The organism is Parvibaculum sp. (assembly GCF_002684405.1).
Classification (GTDB): Bacteria; Pseudomonadota; Alphaproteobacteria; order Parvibaculales; family Parvibaculaceae; genus Parvibaculum.
Genome location: NZ_NYVD01000080.1, coordinates 25,150 through 44,834, shown reverse-complemented (window position 1 = coordinate 44,834; position 19,685 = coordinate 25,150). Strand labels below are relative to the sequence as shown.

Below are 19,685 nucleotides of genomic sequence, written 5' to 3'. Positions count from 1 at the left end.
GAGGACCCGGACAAGCCGGTCTGGACAGGGAACTACTTCACAGGCGTTCCTGCGCCCGCGGGGGCAGGCCTCGCCATGCTGCCGCTCTACCTCCATTTCATCGGTATACCGGGCGTTTCCAGCCTTTCGCCCCTGATAGCTATTTATGTGCTGGGGGTAGCTTTCCTCATGGTCAGCCAGCTCCCGACATTCTCGGGCAAGCGAATGGGCTTGCGTATTCGTCGCGACATGGTGCTGCCGGTGCTGCTGGCCATCGGCCTGTCGGCGGCGGTCGTCCTCAGCTATCCGTGGTATTCCTTTGCCGGCCTCTGCGTCATTTACCTGGCGTCCGTTCCGGTCGCCGCGGCCCGCTACCGGCATCACAAGCGCCGCACAGCCCAGGCGCATCAGGCCGAATTTGACGCTCCTGTTCCGTAAAATGCCGACTTTTCTTTTGCGTATAGCACATTAGAGTGTCGCTGCCTGCCGCTTGGGTGGAACTTGAGTCGCGGCGGGCCAGGGGAATTGGGACACCGGAACTGTTATGTGGCTGCTCGACAAGGTGGTGTTGAGGGCGCCCAAGCTGGTTATGCTTGTGTGCGTTGCGTTTTTCGTTTTCGCAGGGGCGGGTGTTCTGCGTCTGTCGGTCTCGTCCGACACGCGGGTGCATTTCAATCCCGATGGCGCACCTATCCACAAGCTGGAAGCGTTCGAGGCCAAATACGGTCAGAACAATACCGTTCTGATGGTCGTATGGGCCGATGGGCGCCAGGTCACCGAGCCGGACGTGCTGGCAGGTATCGGAGATCTGACGGATCGCGCCTGGCAACTTCCCCACTCGACACGGGTTGAATCCCTGACCAATTTCGCCCGGATCGTTTCCGACGAAGACAGCATTGCCGTGCGCGATCTGGTGCCCGATCCTGCGCATGTCACACCGGATGAAGCAAAGGAGATCAGGAAGATCGCGCTTGGCGATCCGCTGATCCGCGATCGTCTGATCGGGCCCGACGGCAAGGCGGCGGGCCTTGTGGTGAGCTTCAATCTGCCGAAAAAGGCGTCGAAGGAAGTCCGCGAAATCATCGCCGCAAGCCGCAAGCTCGCCGCGGACTTCGAGAAGACACATCCGGGGATGACGGTCCAGTTGACCGGCAACATCATGTTGATGGGGACCTTCTCCGAAGCGGCGATGTCGGACGCCCGGTTCCTCATCCCGATCAGCCTCCTCGTCACGGCCGCCGTCATGATGCTGTTCGTGAGGTCGGTTGCGCCGAGCCTCGTCATTCTCTCGCTTCTCGGGCTCAGCAGCATGGCGACGATGGGGCTTGCCGGATGGGCGGGGCATGTCGTGAATACCGCCACCGTTGCCGTGCCTATCATCATTATGACGGTCAATATGGCCGCTGCCGTGCGCATCGTGACGACGGCTTTGGGCCGGTTGGGCAAGGGCGATACCAGAATAGAGGCAATCCGCGAGGCGGTGAGGCTGAACTTCAGGGCGGTCTCGCTGACCAACTCCACCACGCTGGTTGGCTTCCTTGCCATGAATTTCGCCGATGCGCCTACACTGCGCCAGGAAGGCAATCTCGTCGCGCTCGGTATCCTGATCGCCTATGTGTTCACTTTCACATGGCTGCCCGCGGCGCTCTCTCTATTACCGCTCAAGCCTGCTGTGCAGCGTTCCGAAAAAATGATGATCAAGCTCGGTCATTTCGTGAACGCCCACTACAAGCCGCTGTTCGTTTTCTGCAGCATCGTTGTCATTGCGTGTGGAACATGGGTTGCCGATATCCGACTGGACGATGATTTCGTGCGGAATTTCGATAGCCGCTTCGACTATCGGCGGGCATCGGATTTCGCCGAGGACCATCTGACCGGCCTCAACATCGTCGAGTTCGATCTCGCTGCACCGAAAATCGCCTCGGGCGATGGCGGCGTTTACGATCCGGCCTATCAGCGTCATGTCGCAGCCTTCGCCGAATGGCTTCGTTCCCAACCCAAGGTCGTGAGCGTCTTCGCGATGTCCGACTTGACGAAGCGCATCAACAAGGCGATGAATGCCGGCCGGCCGGGAAACTATGAGACAATCCCCGACAATCCCGATCTGATCGCGCAGTATTTTCTGCTCTATGAGCTGTCATTGCCGTATGGGACGTCGCTCAACGACTTCATTCCAATCGGCCGCGATGCCAGCCGGGTAACCGTCTTGCTGCGAAAGGGGACCTCCAGCGAAATCCGCGGGTTGAATTCGGCTGCGGAAAACTGGTTGAACGCAAATACCCCGCCGGAGATGCATACCAGGGGCATCAGCCTCAATGTGCTGTTTGCCAATCTGTCGGGCGTCAATATCCGGTCGATGATCGGGAGCACGATCATTTCTATCGTGATCATTGCTTTCGTCGTGGGCTTTGCCCTGCGGAGTCCCCGCTACGGGGTTTTGAGCATCTTTCTGAATGTCCTGCCGTCGCTTGTCGGCTTCGGCATATGGGGGTTGCTGGTCGGAACGATCGGGCTGGCCGCATCGGTGGTCACCGCGATGACCATCGGCCTCGTGGTGGATGACACGATCTACTTCCTGCTGATGTATCAGGCCGCGCGAAAGAGAGGCTTGAACGCGGAGGAGGCCATCAATGATGTGTTCGCGACCGTTGGCGTGGCGATGCTTGTCATCACCGCTTCGCTCGCGCTCGGATTCGGAACGCTGGTTTTCTCGGGCTTCGAGATCAATCGTCCGCTTGGCGGAATGACTGCCATCGTCATCCTCTCCAATCTTTTCATCGATTGGTTAATGCTGCCGCCCCTGATGCGGTTGCTCGACGACAGGCGAAAAAAACAACGGCCTAGCTGATAAGCGGAAAGCCAGTTTCATCCGCAGTCTGCAGAATTATGGAATAGAAGAAAAAGAGGGTTAACCATAGGTTAATATTTGTAATTGCCCCGGGGTTGTGATTCCCTTATTGGGTCAGTTTCTGGTTCTGACAGTGGGGCAGTTTTAGTGATGCGGACCTATGAACAGCTTAAGGGTGCAGAAGGACGGAAAATGTTCTATCGGGCGGAACGTTTCCGTCCCGATCAGCTTTTTCACGGGGTCATTCCCAAAGTCTATCTGGACCGCGAAAAGACATATCTGAAGAACCTCAGCATGACGGGGATTGCCGTGCAGTCCCCGACGACGGATAGCTGGCAGGATCGGATCGGTTCGGAAGCCGCTTTCGAACTGCGAGTGGGCGATGATTGCCTCTATGAAGGCAATGGTACCATTCGCCGCGTCGAACCCGAGGGCAGCCGGACGACCGTCGCTCTGGAATTCAAGAGCGGATATCTCGATATTCAGAAGATCGTCACCGAGCATGACGATTTGCTTCTCACGCAGAAACTTGCGGATCCGGATTTCGGTACCGCCGAGGGCATTCTGCCGGAGTTTCAGCAACTTTCGACAGAGATCGTCAATCTCTTCCGTTCCTACAAGGAACTTCTCGAGGAGTTTGAAGAACATCTCACGGCGACCGGTCGTGAGCGTGAAGAGCGTATGCTGAAAGCCCTCGCCGAATGCGAAGAGCGGATCGTTCCTCAGTGGAAGGAGCTTTGGTATCGGGGCAGCGATATTCTCGAGCCTGTGTGGTCGGATCCGCGCGTTCTGGCAAAGCACAAGCGGTTCGCCGAACGCGTTCTCACGCCGGACTTCATGCCCGGACCGGTGATGCGCCGATGCTACGAGAAGCCGTTCGGGTATCCCGGCGATTTCATTATCATGAACTACGTCTATGAGTGGCAGCGTAAAGGAAAGCGCGCCGGCGATACCCTCTACGAAATGCTGCTTCACCGTATCGGCGTGGAGACGGGCGGCTGCGTGGGAACACGCCTCAGCATGACGCAGGAGATTATCAGAGAGCGCGTCGCCGAGACCGCGAAGACGGCGGGCGACAAACCCATGCATATCGCCAATCTGGGCTGCGGCTCCGCCTATGAGATGTATGATTATCTCTCGATCGAGCACCTGCCGCGCCCGGTCAATGTGACGTTGATCGACCAGGATGACAAGGCGCTCAGCCATGCCTATGAGCATGCCTATCCCGAGGTTGTGCGTCATCGAGGCCGCGCGAAAGTGCAGTGCCTCAATGCGTCCTTCGCCCAGCTTCTGAAGGCCGGCGCACTCTTCAAGACGCTCCAGCCGCAGGACATGATCTACAGTCTCGGCCTTTACGACTATCTGTCCCAGCGCCGGGCAAAAGCCCTCACACGGGACCTTTACGAGCAGCTTGCCCCCGGCGGACGCTTGGTCCTGGCCAATGTTCGAAAGGGACGCGAATCCTGCGAATGGCCGCTGGAGTTCGTGACCGACTGGAGCCTGATCTATCGCACCGAGGAAGACATGATGGGCCTTATCGAAGGCCTGGACGTTGCCGATGTGTCGATTTCCATCGACGAAACCATGTGCGTCTATCTGCTTGTCGTGGACAAGCCCGCCGACAGCGCCGCGCTGACGGACGACAAGGAGCTAGCTGGCGCGCCAGCGCATCTCTGAGTCGGATCCGGGCGCGACGAACCGGCTTCTGGGGAAGGTTGCCGTCACCACGGTGCCTTCCCCGACCGTGCTGACAAGATCGACGCTGCCGCCATGCAGAGCCATGATCTTGCGGACAAGAGGCAGGCCGAGGCCCGTGCCCTGGTGGCTGCGCGACATGGCGCCTTCCACCTGTACGAAGGGCTCGAACACGCGGCGGATATCGGAAGCGCTGATACCGATACCCGTATCGGCCACCGTCAGCGAAAGATCGCCCGCACTGTCGACCCCGAGTTCGACTTTTACGGTACCGCCTTCCGGCGTGAATTTCAGGGCGTTCGAGGTGAGATTGATCACCACCTGCTTGAAAAGTCGCGGGTCGGCGATCAGCCAGGAAATTTCATCGCGAACGCGAAAGCTGAGGTTGACGCCTATTTCGCTCGCGCGATGGCGGAACATGCGCATGGTTCGATTGAGCGTTTCCACAGGGTCGATCGGCTCTTCGGCCAGTTCCAGCTTTCCGGACTCCGCTTTTGAAATATCCAGAATGTCGTTGATGATGCTCAGCAGATGCGTACCGCTGCTGCGGATATCGGCCGCGTAGTCGGCATATTTCTGCTGGCCGACCGGGCCGAACATCTGGTTCGTGATGATCTCTGAAAACCCGATGATCGCATTAAGCGGCGTCCTGAGCTCATGGCTCATGATGGCGAGGAAGTCGTTCTTTGCGCGGTTCGCAGCTTCGGAGCGCTCCAGCAGGACTTCCGAGCGCGTCTGCTCGATGCGAAGGCGCTCATGTTCTACAAAATTGCGGCGAAGGTGATGCTCCTGCACATAGTTCACAAAAATGCTGGTGCCAATGCCAAACATGAGGAAGGCATTGTTGTTGATGAAGACGGTCGTCGGCATTGGATTGATGAAGAGCACGACGAACTCATAGGCGAGGAATGTGAGCCCGGTCATACGCGCCGAATAGTAATAGTGCATCCGCCAAAGCGAATTGACGTAGCTCAGAATGATCAGCACACCCGCATAGTAGAAGAAGGATCCCGGCGGCGCAGCCAGGGCAATCATGCCGACGACGGCAAGACCGGGAACGACCATCGCAAGCGCCAGCACGATCTGGTGGCGATGGTTGAAGCCCGGAATATACGAAATGGCCACCAGTCCCAGCAGCAGCGGGCAGGCGACGGCGAAACGAATAGTCCACGCTTCATAGGTGATGTCGGGAATGACGAAGGGGTCGAGCAGGGCGTAGAGAGCGAAAATCACTGCGCCCATGACGATAGAGAGGCGAATGAGGCCGATCTGGTCGGCAAAATTCGCCGAGCTGTATTTATGCTCTATCTCCGGATCGCGGAAATGCAGGGACAAAAGGTCGAGCGAGAAGTCTCGGTTGCGGGAAGGCAGGCCAGACTCATCCTCGGAGCCGGAACGCGCAGTGGCGTCGCCCGCTCCGTCAAGAAAGCTCCCTGAATCGGCTTGGTGGTGAGCTTTTGCCATATTCCCGATCGCTGGACGACACCCGACAGATTAGTGAGTGAGCTTAGGTTGAAACTGATAACACTTGGTTAAGTGACGATTTTTGCTTGGTTTTTTCATTATGAGCCAATGGCTTCAGCCGCATTCCGCAAGGGGAAAGCTGGGTAGCGGGGCGGTGTTGTGCGCTCGTATGGCGGAGTTGCTGCGGGGCGGTGATTTTGCCGCCGAACCGTCATCAAACCATCAAGTGACGCTGCTAGGCAGGAGGAAACGCGCATCGACCGCAGCGGGGTGGCCTGCGGACTGATGCCGCTCTTCTTTCTCGCCAGCCCTTGTAAGCCGGACAGAATCCATGATTGCCGCATGCCTTGGCGCCGGAGACCGTCTTTTCCGGCAGCGTCCTTCCGGAAATGCCGTCTTGGCAATGCTCTGGCGTAATACGGGCTTTCTGGTCGCGCTGGCAGCGCTTCTGACGTCGCTCGGGGCGTCGTCCTGGCTCGACTATCACAAATCCAACCCGTTCGGCGAACCGACCAGCGATATCTCGATCGCCAAGGATATTGCCGCCGACGATACAGATTCTGGTTCCGGTGACGGTGACGCCCAGCTGGCGATCCTGCCGGCGTTCGGCCTTCCGGTCAGTCTTTTCGGCTGCTGGAGCCTCTCCATCGTATTTCCGCGTTCCGCTGCCCTCGCACCCAAACCGGCAGCTTTCATTGTTCCCTTAGCCAACGGCCCTCCGAGACGGGAGAGATAAGACAGCGTATCCGCTGTCATGCGCCACGCATGGCAAGAACGCACGTCTGTCCCTTTCCGACTCTCCAGGCCCGATAGCAATCGGCAAATCGAACCTTCAGGCAAGTTGATTCGATTAAGCCAACTAACAGGGAACAAGACCTAGATGTTTAGCTTCAAAACCTTTGCCCGCGCTGCGACTGTCGCTGCCGGTGCGCTCTTCGCGGTTTCGGCCGCTCATGCCGGCGACACCATTTCCGGTGCCGGCGCCACTTTCCCGTATCCGGTGTATTCCAAGTGGGCCGATGCCTATAAGGACAAGACGGATATCGGCATGAACTACCAGGCCATCGGCTCCGGTGGCGGTATCAAGCAGATCAATGCCAAGACCGTTGACTTCGGCGCGTCCGACAAGCCGCTTAAGCCGGCCACGCTCAAGAAGGACGGCCTGATGCAGTTCCCGATGGTCATGGGCGGCATCGTGCCGGTCGTGAACCTGAAGGGCATCAAGTCGGGCGAAATGAAGATCGACGGCAAGACCCTCGCCGACATCTATCTCGGCAAGGTCACCAAATGGAACGACCCGGAAATCGCCGCGCTGAACAAGGGCGTGTCGCTTCCGGATCAGGACATCGCCGTGGTGCACCGTTCCGACGGCTCGGGCACGACGTTCAACTTCACTTACTACCTGAACGACGTTTCTCCGGCCTGGTCCAAGGTCGGCGTCGACGCATCGGTTGAGTGGCCTGCCGGTATCGGTGGCAAGGGCAACGCCGGTGTCGCCGCACTCGTCGGTCAGACGGACGGCTCCATCGGTTACGTCGAGTATGCCTATGCTCTGCAGAACCACCTGACCTACACGAACATGGTCAACAAGGACGGTAAGGTTGTCGCTCCGAAGTATGAATCCTTCCAGGCCGCTGCGTCGAACGCGGATTGGGAGCACGCTGCGGGTTACTACCTGATCCTGGCCAACCAGCCGGGTGCCGACAGCTGGCCGATGACGGCTGCGACCTTCATCCTGATGCACACGACGCAGGCGCATCCGCAGAAGGCCAAGGAAGTGCTCAACTTCTTCAACTGGGCCTATGCGAACGGCGACAAGATGGCGAAGGATCTCGACTACATCCCGATGCCCGACAATGTCGTCGCTCTCGTGAAGAAGAGTTGGATGGATATCAAGGACGAGAGCGGCAAGCCCGTTCTTCAGTAATATTACGCAGTAAGTTGCTGTCCTTGTGAGAAACCGGGAGGGGGACTGATCTCCCTCCCGGCCATTCCTGGAGTGCTTATCATGGTAGAGTCCGTCGCGCCGGCCTTGCAGGGTGTCGGCACTCGCAAATCGCGTTTTGCCATGCGTTGGGGCGACCCGATTTTCTGGGGCGCCACTCTGTTTTTCACGCTTGTTCTTTTTGCTCTTTTGTGCGGCGTTATCGCCGTACTCCTCGTTGGCGGCTGGCCCGCTCTCGCTCATTCAGGCATTGCGTTTTTGTGGACTGCGCACTGGAACCCGGTTACCGACACATATGGTGCCGTCGTTCCGCTGATCGGTACTATTGAAACTTCTGTCATTGCCATGTTGATCGGCGTGCCGTTCAGTTTCGGCATGGCGATCTTTCTAACCGAGCTTTGTCCTCACAGGCTCCGGCAGCCAATTGCGATAGCAATTGAACTCCTTGCAGCGATACCGAGTATTATCTATGGCATGTGGGGTCTCTTCATTGTAGTGCCGCTTTTCCAGCACCATGTTGAACCGGCGCTGAAGACCACCCTTGGCAATATTCCCCTTCTCGGCAATCTGTTTTCCGGTCCGCCCATCGGTATTGGCGTTCTGCTGGCCGGCCTTATTCTGGGCCTGATGGTGCTGCCCTTCATCACCTCCGTCATGCGCGAAGTGTTTGCGAGCGTGCCGCCGGTGCTGAGAGAGTCGGCCTATGGCCTCGGCGCGACGCGCTGGGAAGTGGTCTGGCGTGTGGTGCTCCCTTATTGTCGCAACGGCGTGGCCGGCGCTGTGATGCTCGGTCTGGGCCGCGCGCTGGGCGAAACCATGGCGGTGACCTTCGTCATCGGCAATGCGCATCGCCTAAGCCTGTCTCTTCTCGCGCCGGGCACGACAATTTCCGCGACGCTCGCCAATGAATTCACCGAGGCGGTCGGGGATATCTACACATCGGCACTCGTCGCGCTAGGGCTCGTCCTCTTCGTGCTGACATTCCTTGTTCTGGCTCTCGGTAAGAAGTTGCTGCTTGGCGCCCGCGCAGAGGGGGCTGAAGGGGAGGTGTTGGCATGAACAGAAGGGTCCGTCAGCGCCAACGCTGGGATTTCCTGATGGCGGTGGTCTCCTATGCCATGACAGGTATCGTCTTGTTCATATTGGGCGCCATTCTCTGGGCGCTTCTGTGGAATGGTATCTCCGCTATCGAACCCGCCATGTTTACCGAGAGTACCCCCGCCCCTGGCAATGAAGGCGGTTTGGCCAACGCGATCGTCGGCAGTCTGATGATGACGGTGATTGCGATCCTCATCGCAACGCCGATCGGCATTATGGCGGGCACCTACCTTGCCGAATACGGCAAAGAGGGAAGGGTGGCGAGCATCGTTCGTTTCATCAACGATGTGCTGTTGAGTGCGCCGTCCATCATTGTGGGGCTTTTCATTTACGGCGTGGTGGTTACCACCATGGGGCATTTCTCCGGCTGGGCCGGCGCGGCAGCGCTCGCCGTGATCGCTCTTCCCATCGTCGTGCGCACAACCGAGGACATGCTGACGCTGATTCCGGACTCGCTGCGCGAGGCCGGCGCGGCGATCGGTGCCCCGCGCTGGATGGTCATCACGCAGATCAGTTACCGTGCTGCTTTTTCGGGCATGCTAACAGGCGTGCTGCTGGCGATAGCGCGGATCAGCGGTGAAACCGCGCCGCTTCTCTTTACGGCGCTCAACAACCAGTTCTGGAGCACCAATCTCAACGACCCAATGGCAAATCTCCCTGTTGTCATCTTTCAGTTCGCCATGAGCCCTTACGAGGATTGGCAGCGCCTGGCTTGGGGCGGGGCGCTTTTGATTACGACGGCTGTGTTGCTCCTCAATATCTTCGCGAGGGTCATTTCGACGCGGAACAAGGGCAGGGCGTGATTGATATGAACAAGGCAGAGCATATGGACGGCACAATCAAAGAAGCCCGGAAAACGTCTTCTGAAAAGATGGACGGCGTGATGGATACGAAGATCGAGGTCAAGAATCTCGATTTCTACTACGGCGACTACAAGGCTCTGAAAAATGTCAACCTGACGATTCCGGACCGTCGCGTGACGGCGTTTATCGGCCCGTCCGGTTGCGGAAAGTCGACGCTTCTGCGTGCACTCAACCGGATTTATGAAATGTATCCGGGGCAGCGTGCCGAGGGAGAGGTCAATATCGACGGCACAAACATTCTTGCCGCGCGGGACCTGACGCAGTTGCGCGCTAAGGTGGGCATGGTTTTTCAGAAGCCGACGCCGTTTCCGATGTCGATCTATGAGAATGTCGCCTTCGGTATCCGCCTCTACGAGAATCTGCCCAAAGCGGAAATTGAGGAACGTGTCTATTGGGCGCTTTCTCGCGCAGCGTTGTGGGACGAAGTGAAGGACAAGCTGAATGCGGAAGGCACCGGGCTTTCGGGCGGTCAGCAGCAACGTCTTTGCGTTGCCCGTGCTGTGGCGGTGAAGCCGGAAATCCTGCTGATGGACGAGCCCGCTTCGGCACTCGACCCGATTTCGACGGCCAAGCTCGAACAGCTCATCGCCGAGCTTCGGGATGACTATTGCATCGCCATCGTGACCCACAACATGCAGCAGGCGGCCCGCGCGGCGGATTACACGGCCTTCATGTATCTGGGCGAACTGGCGGAAGTAGCGCCGTCCGAGCAGATATTTACCCACCCCTCGGATCCGCGCACCCAGGATTACATCATGGGCCGCTTCGGGTAAGCGTCAGACGGTAAGGAAATAGACCAGCAGCAGGCTGCCGAAGACGATCCGATACCAGCCGAACACGGTGAAGTCGTGACGGCTGATGAAGGAGACGAGCCACTTCACCACGAAGATTGCGGAAATGAAGGCGGCGACGAATCCGACTGCGATGATGGACGCCTGATCGGCGCTCAGGCTGTCACGCACCTTCCAAAGGTCGACCGTCGTGGCGCCGAGCATGGTGGGGATGGCCAGAAAGAAAGAAAACTCCGCTGCCGTTTTGCGATCCACGCCGATCAACAGGGCGCCGAGAATGGTCGCGCCCGAGCGCGAGACGCCGGGGATCATTGCAAGGCACTGGAAAAACCCGATCTGGAGGGATTTTTTGAAGGTCAGCTCTTCGACCGATTTGATGTGCCCGTCATAGTCGTAGCGCTCGATCAGGATGATCGCGATACCGCCGAGTATCAGGGACGTGCAGACGACATAGGGCGAAAACAGGACCTGCTTGATGAAGTCGTGAAGCGCGAGCCCGATAAAGGCCGCGGGAAGAAACGCGACGATCACCGCCATGGCGAAACGCTGCGCCGCGGGATCGCCTGTCAGCCCCAGAAGGACGTTCAACAGCCTTCGGAAATAGAGAACGCAGATCGCAAGGATCGCGCCGAGCTGTATGACGACTTCGAATACCTTGGAGAGGGAGCCGTCGAAGCCGAGAAGTTCGCCCGCGACGATCAAATGGCCTGTCGAGGAAACGGGTAGAAACTCCGTCACCCCCTCCACAATTCCAAGGATGATAGCCTGCCAGAAAGTATGGTCGAACATGAAGGTTACTCGGATGGGAGGGCTGCCAGGAATTCGGTGAGGTCAGCCTAGCAACAAGGAGCGGGCGGTGAAACGGAAAGCAGGTCCTACCGGTTAGAAGCCTGTGGCGTCGAGTGCATCCTTCACCCTCATGGATGCGATTTCATAGGCTGCGGCACGTAGCGTAATGCCCTCATCATGCGAACGGGACATGACGTCATGCGCGGCGTTGTGCAGGATACGGTTCAATTCCTTGTCCACCTTGAAGAGCGGCCAGGCCCGGCGCTGGAGATTCTGAACCCATTCGAAATAGCTCACAACGACACCGCCAGCATTGGCGAGAATATCGGGAACGATTTCGACATTCCGCTTCAAAAGGATTTCCTCTGCTTCCGGCGTCACCGGTGCATTGGCGGCTTCCACCAGATGGCGGCAATTGAGCGTATCCACGTTCTTGCGGGTAATCGCACCGCCAAGGGCTGCCGGAATGAGATAGTCGCATTCGAGCGCCAGCAACTCCTCATGGGAAATGTTTTGGTGCCCATCCACATCTTCGAGGGTCCCGCGCTCCTGCTTGTGTTTGACCAATCCGTCGAGGTCGAGGCCGTCTTTCCCATAGACAGCGGTGCGGGAATCCGAAACCGCGATGACCTTGACGCCGAGATCGCGCAGGCAGAAGGCAGCATGCATACCCACATTGCCGAAGCCCTGAATGACAGCGGAGGCGCCTGAAAGGGGCCCGCCCCGCGTGCGCGCGACCGCGTCCACCACGATGGAGACGCCATATCCGGTCGCTTTCTCTCGTCCTTGCGAGCCGCCCAGATTGATGGGCTTGCCTGTCACCACGGCAGGAGAATGGCCGTAAATTGCGGAATATTCGGAGTGGATCCAGCCCATAATGCTGGCATCCGTGCCGATATCCGGTGCCATGATGTCCATCTCGGGCCCGATATGCCTGTGCATCCGCTTGACGAATTTGCGGGTCAGCATTTCGAGTTCGCGGCTCGTCAGGCTATGCGGGTCGCAGTCGATGCCGCCTTTCGCGCCGCCCAGCGGAATGTCCATCAGGGCCGTTTTGAGGGTCATGAGGGAGGCAAGATCGCGCACTTCCCCCAGGTTCACCTCCGGGTGGTAGCGGAGGCCCCCCTTATAAGGTCCGCGGGCATTGTGATGTTGCACGCGATAGCCCGAAAAAACGGCAAGCTCTCCATTGTCGCGAACGATCGGTATCGCGACCTTGATCTCTCTGGCAGAGAGCGTCAGTAGCTTGTGGATGCTGTCGCTATAGCCGAGTCGTTCGCTCGCGGCAGCCAAAGCCTCTGTGAAAGTGCTTAGGGCCTTGGTCTTGCTGGGCATTTTCGTTCCGTTTCCTCTGTGCGGTTTTTGCCGGCCAACCGGGCCGTCGCCGCTATCGATTTCTGTTTGCCGGATTGGAATGGAATTTGGCGGGCAGGGCAACAGCGGAAAGAGCGCGACACGGCGTCGTGCGATCGAAACCTGAAAGTTTGAATAGAGGGTGAATGCGTCCTTCCGGCTCCGTTCAGCAGCAAACCGCCAGTCTGGCTTTGCGGTAGGGGAAAACCCCCGCGCCTCTGCCGCAACTGCCGGGCGCCGGACACATTGTACTTCAGGTTGAGTTCGGACATTCGGCAAGGGGCGGGCGGCGGACCCTGTTTTCGGTCCGTCGCCCGTTCTGTTTCCGTCCCGCCGGTAGGTGCTCTATCTCATTGGCAGGCCTTGGCGAATATGCCTCCAGCCGTCATCATTCTCCGTGAATCAAGAAGAGCGGATAATGAAAGGCGAGGGGATGAGCGAAACGCAGCGGATAGGCGAATTCGTCAATATCGAGCGCGAGGGCAGACTCGCAATCGTCACTTTCGACAGGGGCGACCGCATAAACGCTCTCTCTGTCCAGCTTCTGCATGAACTCACGGCCGCGGCCCGGGCGCTTCGGCAGGATACGGTGACAAGTGCGGTGGTACTGCACGGGCCGAAGGTCTTCACGGCGGGGGCCGACCTTGCCGACCCGGCGGTCCGCGAGCGGCAGGAGGCGGGCCTGCTGGAACGGCGGGAAATGCTCCGTGCGGGACCTGATATGTGCGATGCCTGGGAGGCGATCGACCAGGTGACGGTGGCCGCCATAGAGGGGTTCTGCATTGGCGGCGGTGTCGCGTTGGCAACGGCCTGCGATTTTCGCATTGCAGGGCGGGGCGCTCATTTCCGGCTGCCCGAAATACCGCTCGGTATGAATATGAGCTGGCACACCCAGCCTCGCCTGGTCAATCTGGTCGGCCCTTCGCGCGCCAAGCAGCTCACTATTTTCGGCGAAAAGGTTTCCGCGGAGCAGGCGCTGGATTGGGGCCTCGCCGATGACCTGGCCGATGATGGGGAGGCCTTTTCCACGGCACGGAAATGGGCGGAGAAAGCGGCTGCGCTACCGCCGGTCGCGGTGCGTATGGCAAAGCGCGGCATCACAGCGGCGGCCACCGCGCTCAACGCAGCGACCACTTTCATGGATGCCGACCAGTTCGCTCTGGCCTCGACGAGCGAAGATCACCGGGAGGCCGTGTCCGCCTTTCTCGAAAAGCGCAGTCCCAAGTTTACCGGACGCTAGCGGTAGCGGGAGACGATAGGACGCGCCGCGCAGCGCCCGGATTTCTGATATCCTCCGACGTAGAGCGATAAGAACGAAGACAAAACCATGCTCAAGATCCGCAAGGTTCCTCTCGATACGCTGCGCGAGAACGTGGCTGTTCTGGCGCATGACTGCGTGGCGCTTCGTCCTGAAGCCTTTCAGGCATTCAAGCGTTTGCAGGTGATCGACGGGAACCGGTCCATCATCGCGACGCTCGATGTCTGCCATGATGGCGACATGGTGAAGGCAGATGAACTGGGGTTGGCTGAGCCGGCCTTCAGTCGTCTGGGGCTACCGGAAGGCACGGTCGTGAACATCGCACCTGCGCCCAGCCCGCATTCCCTGAACTATGTTCGTGAAAAGATCGATGGGCAGACATTGACGGGGCACCAGATCGAGGAAGTGATCCACGACATTGTCGGCTATCGCTACTCCGATATGGAGATCGCCGCTTTCCTCGTCGGCTGTGCGGGGTTCATGAGCACGCAGGAACTCCTCGATATGACGCGAGCCATGGCCGGGGCGGGCACGACGCTCGACTGGCCGGCCCCCATGGTCGTGGACAAGCATTGCATAGGCGGTATTCCCGGCAACCGGACGTCCATGATCGTCGTTCCCATCGTGGCGGCCCATGGCCTGACCATTCCCAAGACATCGTCCCGCGCGATCACATCGCCGGCGGGAACGGCGGATACGATGGAGATACTCGCCACAGTCGATCTCTCCATGTCGGAAATGCGTGAAGTGGTGGGAAAGACCAATGGCTGTCTCGTCTGGGGTGGCCACGTAAATCTGTCGCCCGCCGACGATATTCTCATTAGCGTGGAACGGCCTCTCAATCTCGACACGCGCGAACAGATGGTCGCGTCGATCCTTTCCAAGAAGATTGCCGCGGGATCCACCCATCTTGTGATCGACATCCCCATCGGGCCGAGTGCGAAAGTGCGTGATGCGAATGAAGCGATGAGGCTGCGCAAACTCTTCGAATATGTCGGCGACCAGGTCGGTCTCGTCATCGATGTCGTGATCACGGATGGCAGTCAGCCTATTGGCAGAGGCGTTGGCCCTGTTCTGGAAGCGCGTGACGTGATGGCGGTGCTGAGGAACGAAGCAGGGGCGCCTGAGGACCTTCGGGATAAGTCGGTCATGTTGTCTGGCCGTATTCTGGATTTCGATCCGGACCTGCGCGGCGGCACGGGCGAAGAACGGGCTCGCGAATTGCTGGAGAGTGGTGCCGCGCTGAAGGTGATGGAAGAGATCATCGAGACTCAAGGTCGAAACGACAATCCGCCCGAGCCGGGACCGAAGCAGGTCGACATTTGCGCGGAAGCGGATGGTTTTGTCGCATCGATCGATTGTTTGAGAATTGCGCAGCTGGCGCGCATCTCCGGCGCGCCGCTCGACCGGGGCGCGGGCCTCGACATTTTGAAACGCGTGGGAGACGAAGTTCGCAAGGGCGACCCGCTGTTCCGGATCTATTCGGCGGGGAGTGCCCATTTCGATCTCGCCGTGGCAGCTGCGGAAGAAGATAACGGCTTTGCCGTTGGCTCCCATCCCTTCGAACAGAAAGCGCACACGGCGCCATGAAACCCTTGATTCTATCATTTCCCTGGGATGGCGATGCGCCGCAAAGGCTGGCGAACGAACTGGATCTGGAGCATCGGCCATTTGACCTTCATCGATATCCGGACGGCGAGATACTGGTGACCGGACCGGAAAGCGCCCCTCCGGCGGTCATTCTTTATTGCTCGCTTTTCGAGCCGAACGAGAAGTTGGTCGCCTTGATGCTTGCTGCGGATGCGCTGCGTCGCGCAGGCGCAGCGCGTATCGTCCTTGTATCGCCTTATATGAGCTATATGCGGCAGGATATTGCCTTTGAGGTAGGGCAGGCGGTGAGCCAGCAGGCGGTTGGAAAATTTCTTTCTGGGTTGTTCGACCGTATACTGACGGTCGATGCGCATCTGCACCGCACGCCGGAAATATCGGATGTGTTTCCCGGTGCCGAGGCGGAAAACCTCATCGCTGCCGAGCTTATTGCCGATTATGCCGCCATGAAAGGCTTTGACCTGGATGCTCTGGTTGTCGGTCCCGACCGGGAATCGCGCCAATGGGTGGCGCGTGTGGCCGACCGACTTGGCGGTGACATTCTCGTGGGCGAGAAGACGCGCTTTTCTGACCGCCGGGTGGAAATCGAGTTTCCGGTGGACGATTTATCTGGTCGAAAGGTGCTTCTGGTCGACGATATCGTTTCCAGCGGTGGAACCATCATCAAGGCGGCGCAGAAGCTGATATCGAAAGGTGCGGGGCATATCACGCTGGCGGTGACCCATGCGCTCTTCACGCAGGATACGGGCGGCGCCCTGAGCGAGGCCGGTGTCGATGAAATCTGGGCCACCGACAGCGTGCGACATGAGGCAAGTTGCATCGCGCTGGCGCCGCTTCTGGCGGCTGGTCTGAGGAGTGAATGTGAATAGGAACGGGAAGGATCGGGCATGACTATCACGATGAGCGTGCATGGCGCTGCGCAAACGGTGACGGGGTCGTGCTATCTGCTCGATACCGGCGAGACGCGCTTTCTTGTCGATTGCGGCATGTTCCAGGGTGCAAAGACCGTAAAGCAGCTGAACTACGAGGCTTTTCCGTTCGATCCGGAAAGCATCGATTTCGTTCTGCTGACCCATGCCCACATCGACCATTCGGGGCTCATCCCGAAACTCGTCAAGCACGGCTTTTCCGGCCCCATCTTTGCGACGCACGGCACCATCGATCTTTTGTCGTGCATGCTGCCCGACTCCGGACATATCCAGGAATTCGAGGTCCAGCAGCTCAATCGGCGCAATGCCCATCGTGGGCGGCCGCCTGTCACGCCGATGTACACCGTGGAGGATGCCGAAGAGGCGATGAAAAGTTTCAGCCCGGTCTCCTACGATGACTGGGTGAGCCCTTGCGCCGGCATTCGTGCCCGCTTCTGGAATGCGGGGCATATTCTGGGCTCGGCTTCCATCGAGGTGGAAATCGCCACCGGCAATGAAGAAATGCGCCAGCTGCGTATGCTGTTTTCCGGCGATATCGGGCCGGAGGTAAAAAGTTTCTACACCGAACCGGAAGCGCCGGAGAATCTCGACTTCCTCATTTGCGAGTCGACCTACGGCAATCGGGACCGGCCTGATGTCTCATTGCATGACCGGCGCGAAATGCTCGCCAAGGAAGTCAACGATGCCTTGTCGGATGATGGTGTTCTGGTCGTGCCGGCCTTCGCGGTGGAACGGACGCAGGAATTCCTCGCGGATCTGTTCGAACTCATCAGTAGCGGGAAGGTGCCGCATGTCCCGATATTTCTCGACTCGCCGCTTGCCATCCGGGCGACGAAGGTTTTCGTCGATCATGCTGACGAACTGGAAGACGGACACGCCTTCAGGAAGTACATGAATTCCGAGATCCTGCGCACGACGGAGACCGTGCAGGAGAGCATGGGGATCGAACGCTTCAAGGGAAGCCATATTGTCGTGGCTGCCAGCGGCATGTGCGATGCAGGGCGCATTCGCCATCACCTGAAAAATCATCTCTGGCGGCGAAACTCGACGGTTCTCATCATCGGCTACCAGGCGCGCGGCACATTGGGGCAGATTCTGCTCGACGGGGTGAAGGCTGTACGCATCCAGGGCGAAGAGGTGAAAGTGCGCGCGAGCATCCGACAGCTCGACGTCTATTCCGGTCATGCGGATGGCTCGGCGCTGGCGCGCTGGGTGGAGGAAAGGGCGCCGATCAAGCGAGGTATCTTCCTGACGCATGGCGAGGAAGAATCCATAAACGGCCTGCATGAACGCCTGTCCGAATTGGGGTTGGACGGCGAGCGTATCGTCGAGCCGATGCTTGACGATATGTACGATCTGACCACGGAAGCGCCGGGCCCCCGGACGCGGCCGGTGCCGCGGCGTCTGGAACCGGAGGATGTCGGCAAGCCCGACTGGCACAATGAAATGTCGGAACTCTGGCTGGATGTCGCCGACCAGTTGGATCAGGCGGCGGACGATCGGGCGCGAAAAGTGATCATCCGCCGCCTGAGAAGGGCCTTGAAGGAAGGCTAGCTACCTGTTGTCGGGACGACGGCGCTCGTCACGCCGGTCCGGATTGCGCGTGTCGCGGAAGCGCTGACTGGCCGCGCCCTGGCGTTCCCTCTGCTCGCGCATCTGCCGCTGCCGTTCCATCTGCCTTTGGCGTTGTTCGGCATCGCGTTGGCGTTGCTGCTGGAGACGTTGCTGGCGTTGCCTGTCCACCTCCTGCTGGCGGGCACGCATGCGGTCTGCGTCTTGCTGCTGTAACTGGCGGTCGCGTTGTTGTTGCTGAAGCTGGCGTTGACGGTCGAGCCGCTGCTGACGGGCTCGTTCACGCTCGACATCCTGCTGACGCTGCCTTTGCTGTTGTAATTGACGGTCACGCTTTTGTTGCTGCTGCTGGAGCTGGCGTTGCCGGTCGAGCTGCTGCTGACGGGCACGTTCACGCTCGGCATCCTGTTGGCGCTGCCTTTGCTGCTGCAATTGGCGGTCACGCTGTTGCTGTTCGCGCTGCTGCTGTAGTTGGCGCTGTCGCATCGATTGCTCGTCGCGCTGCCTCTGGCGCTGTTGCTCGATCCGGCGTTGTTCATTCCTGTCCTGTGGGCGCATGAGGTTGCGTTCTTCTCGCGGGGGCCTTTGTGCGGAGGGGCGCCGGTCTGCCCGGAAATCTCTTATCCGCAGGCGGTTACCGTCGAATTGATGGCTTCGGTTCCGCAAATCTGCGTCGCGCTGAACCCGGACGCGAACCGGATCGCGGCGACTGCGCGACACGTACCATTGGCGGTTGAAGGGACGGTTGACGATCCGGCCCTGACGCAGCTTGTGCCGGTGCCATTTCGTTTGGTGATAATAGTTTCGATAGTTGTTCCGTACGATGACGTGAATATAGACGTCGTTACGGACGAAATCGTCCCGGTAGACATAGTTCCATCCGGGATAGTCCCAACCGGGATCCCAGCTCGACCAGTTGATGAAAATGCCGATGGGCGACCAACCGACATAGCCGTTGCTGAACCGCCAGGTGACCCATGCCGGAGACCAGACCCGGCCCGGCACCCAGAGCCAGCCATAATGGGAATCGTATATCCAACGGCCGTAGTGGAAGGCGGCCCAACCCCAGTTGAAATCAGACGTCCATGTCCATCCGTAGTCGTCGTCCCAGACCCATCGCCCGCGCGTATAGGGTCGCCATCCGCTATGCATGTTGCGGGGCTGCCAGACACGGCCATAGGCACCCAGCTCGTGCCAGCGGCCGTAGGGAGAAAGTTCGTCATGGAAATATGCGGCGTCCGCGTAGGAATCCGGATAGGCAGGCCGCGCTTCGGAAGGGGCGGCAGCCATGGTCAGGCCTGTCAGAAGGACCGCAAAAAACAGAAATGGAAGTCTCGTCATTTCACGCCTCAGTTTGTTCTACCGGTCATACCCGGCGAACCGCCGCTTTCGCGTCGAATGACGTACCCCTGTGACCCTTATATCCCTGAAAGCGTGTCGGCAAAACGGCAAATTAACGTAAAATTAACCATGAAGATGCGGTCCGTCGTCTC

The 19,685-nt window shown here is 59.0% G+C and carries 15 protein-coding genes and 1 pseudogene; 12 read left to right on the top strand and 4 right to left on the bottom strand.

The window, feature by feature from the left end; all coding sequences use genetic code 11:
• The 3 genes and pseudogenes from CMI59_RS07045 to CMI59_RS07035 all read left to right on the top strand — a co-directional run.
• Window positions 1–417 (top strand): annotated as a pseudogene (locus CMI59_RS07045) (CDP-diacylglycerol--serine O-phosphatidyltransferase); the annotation flags it as partial.
• A gap of 106 nt (window positions 418–523) precedes the next feature.
• Window positions 524–2,827: an MMPL family transporter gene (locus tag CMI59_RS07040; protein ID WP_293326565.1), complete on the top strand. Its 2,304-nt coding sequence runs from the start codon at window positions 524–526 to the stop codon at window positions 2,825–2,827.
• Between the two features lie 192 nt (window positions 2,828–3,019).
• Window positions 3,020–4,504, top strand: coding sequence for a class I SAM-dependent methyltransferase (locus tag CMI59_RS07035; protein ID WP_293326563.1), 1,485 nt, complete (start codon window positions 3,020–3,022; stop codon window positions 4,502–4,504).
• Here the strand turns inward: CMI59_RS07035 and CMI59_RS07030 are convergent.
• Complete coding sequence (locus CMI59_RS07030; protein WP_293326560.1) at window positions 4,478–5,986, bottom strand: HAMP domain-containing sensor histidine kinase; 1,509 nt, start codon at window positions 5,984–5,986, stop codon at window positions 4,478–4,480. The genes CMI59_RS07035 and CMI59_RS07030 overlap by 27 nt on opposite strands.
• A gap of 331 nt (window positions 5,987–6,317) precedes the next feature.
• Here CMI59_RS07030 and CMI59_RS07025 point away from each other — a divergent pair, with 331 nt between their 5' ends.
• From CMI59_RS07025 to pstB, 5 genes are all read left to right on the top strand, one after another.
• Entirely contained in the window at window positions 6,318–6,722 is a 405-nt protein-coding gene (locus CMI59_RS07025) for a hypothetical protein (RefSeq protein ID WP_293326557.1), read from the top strand.
• A 144-nt stretch (window positions 6,723–6,866) separates the two neighbouring features.
• Window positions 6,867–7,913: a phosphate ABC transporter substrate-binding protein PstS gene (gene pstS / locus CMI59_RS07020; protein WP_293326554.1), complete on the top strand. Its 1,047-nt coding sequence runs from the start codon at window positions 6,867–6,869 to the stop codon at window positions 7,911–7,913.
• Between the two features lie 141 nt (window positions 7,914–8,054).
• Window positions 8,055–8,990: a phosphate ABC transporter permease subunit PstC gene (gene pstC / locus CMI59_RS07015; RefSeq protein ID WP_293326573.1), complete on the top strand. Its 936-nt coding sequence runs from the start codon at window positions 8,055–8,057 to the stop codon at window positions 8,988–8,990.
• Window positions 8,991–9,028: 38 nt separating this feature from the next.
• A complete protein-coding gene (gene pstA / locus CMI59_RS07010) occupies window positions 9,029–9,832 on the top strand; it encodes a phosphate ABC transporter permease PstA (protein ID WP_293326571.1) in 804 nt (267 codons plus the stop codon).
• 68 nt (window positions 9,833–9,900) lie between these two features.
• Window positions 9,901–10,665 (top strand): phosphate ABC transporter ATP-binding protein PstB, encoded by a 765-nt coding sequence (gene pstB / locus CMI59_RS07005; protein WP_293326568.1) that lies wholly within the window; start codon window positions 9,901–9,903, stop codon window positions 10,663–10,665.
• Window positions 10,666–10,668: 3 nt separating this feature from the next.
• On the opposite strand, the gene CMI59_RS07000 is transcribed toward pstB, so the two are convergent.
• Both CMI59_RS07000 and CMI59_RS06995 read right to left on the bottom strand, forming a co-directional pair.
• A complete protein-coding gene (locus CMI59_RS07000; protein ID WP_293326551.1) occupies window positions 10,669–11,472 on the bottom strand; it encodes an undecaprenyl-diphosphate phosphatase in 804 nt (267 codons plus the stop codon).
• A gap of 93 nt (window positions 11,473–11,565) precedes the next feature.
• Complete coding sequence (locus CMI59_RS06995; RefSeq protein WP_293326548.1) at window positions 11,566–12,807, bottom strand: Glu/Leu/Phe/Val dehydrogenase dimerization domain-containing protein; 1,242 nt, start codon at window positions 12,805–12,807, stop codon at window positions 11,566–11,568.
• Window positions 12,808–13,258: 451 nt separating this feature from the next.
• On the opposite strand from CMI59_RS06995, the gene CMI59_RS06990 reads away from it, so the two are divergent.
• From CMI59_RS06990 to CMI59_RS06975, 4 genes are all read left to right on the top strand, one after another.
• The gene (locus CMI59_RS06990) at window positions 13,259–14,065 is read left to right on the top strand and encodes an enoyl-CoA hydratase/isomerase family protein (protein ID WP_293326545.1); all 807 of its coding nucleotides are present in this window, start codon (window positions 13,259–13,261) and stop codon (window positions 14,063–14,065) included.
• 87 nt (window positions 14,066–14,152) lie between these two features.
• Complete coding sequence (locus tag CMI59_RS06985) at window positions 14,153–15,673, top strand: thymidine phosphorylase family protein (RefSeq protein ID WP_293326542.1); 1,521 nt, start codon at window positions 14,153–14,155, stop codon at window positions 15,671–15,673.
• The gene (locus CMI59_RS06980; protein WP_293326539.1) at window positions 15,670–16,560 is read left to right on the top strand and encodes a ribose-phosphate diphosphokinase; all 891 of its coding nucleotides are present in this window, start codon (window positions 15,670–15,672) and stop codon (window positions 16,558–16,560) included. The genes CMI59_RS06985 and CMI59_RS06980 overlap by 4 nt, the downstream gene beginning before the upstream one ends.
• Window positions 16,561–16,578: 18 nt before the next feature.
• The gene (locus tag CMI59_RS06975; protein WP_293326536.1) at window positions 16,579–18,174 is read left to right on the top strand and encodes an MBL fold metallo-hydrolase; all 1,596 of its coding nucleotides are present in this window, start codon (window positions 16,579–16,581) and stop codon (window positions 18,172–18,174) included.
• On the opposite strand, the gene CMI59_RS06970 is transcribed toward CMI59_RS06975, so the two are convergent.
• On the bottom strand, window positions 18,175–19,533 hold the full coding sequence (locus tag CMI59_RS06970) for a DUF6600 domain-containing protein (RefSeq protein WP_293326533.1): 1,359 nt from the start codon (window positions 19,531–19,533) through the stop codon (window positions 18,175–18,177).
• Window positions 19,534–19,685: the final 152 nt, after the last annotated feature.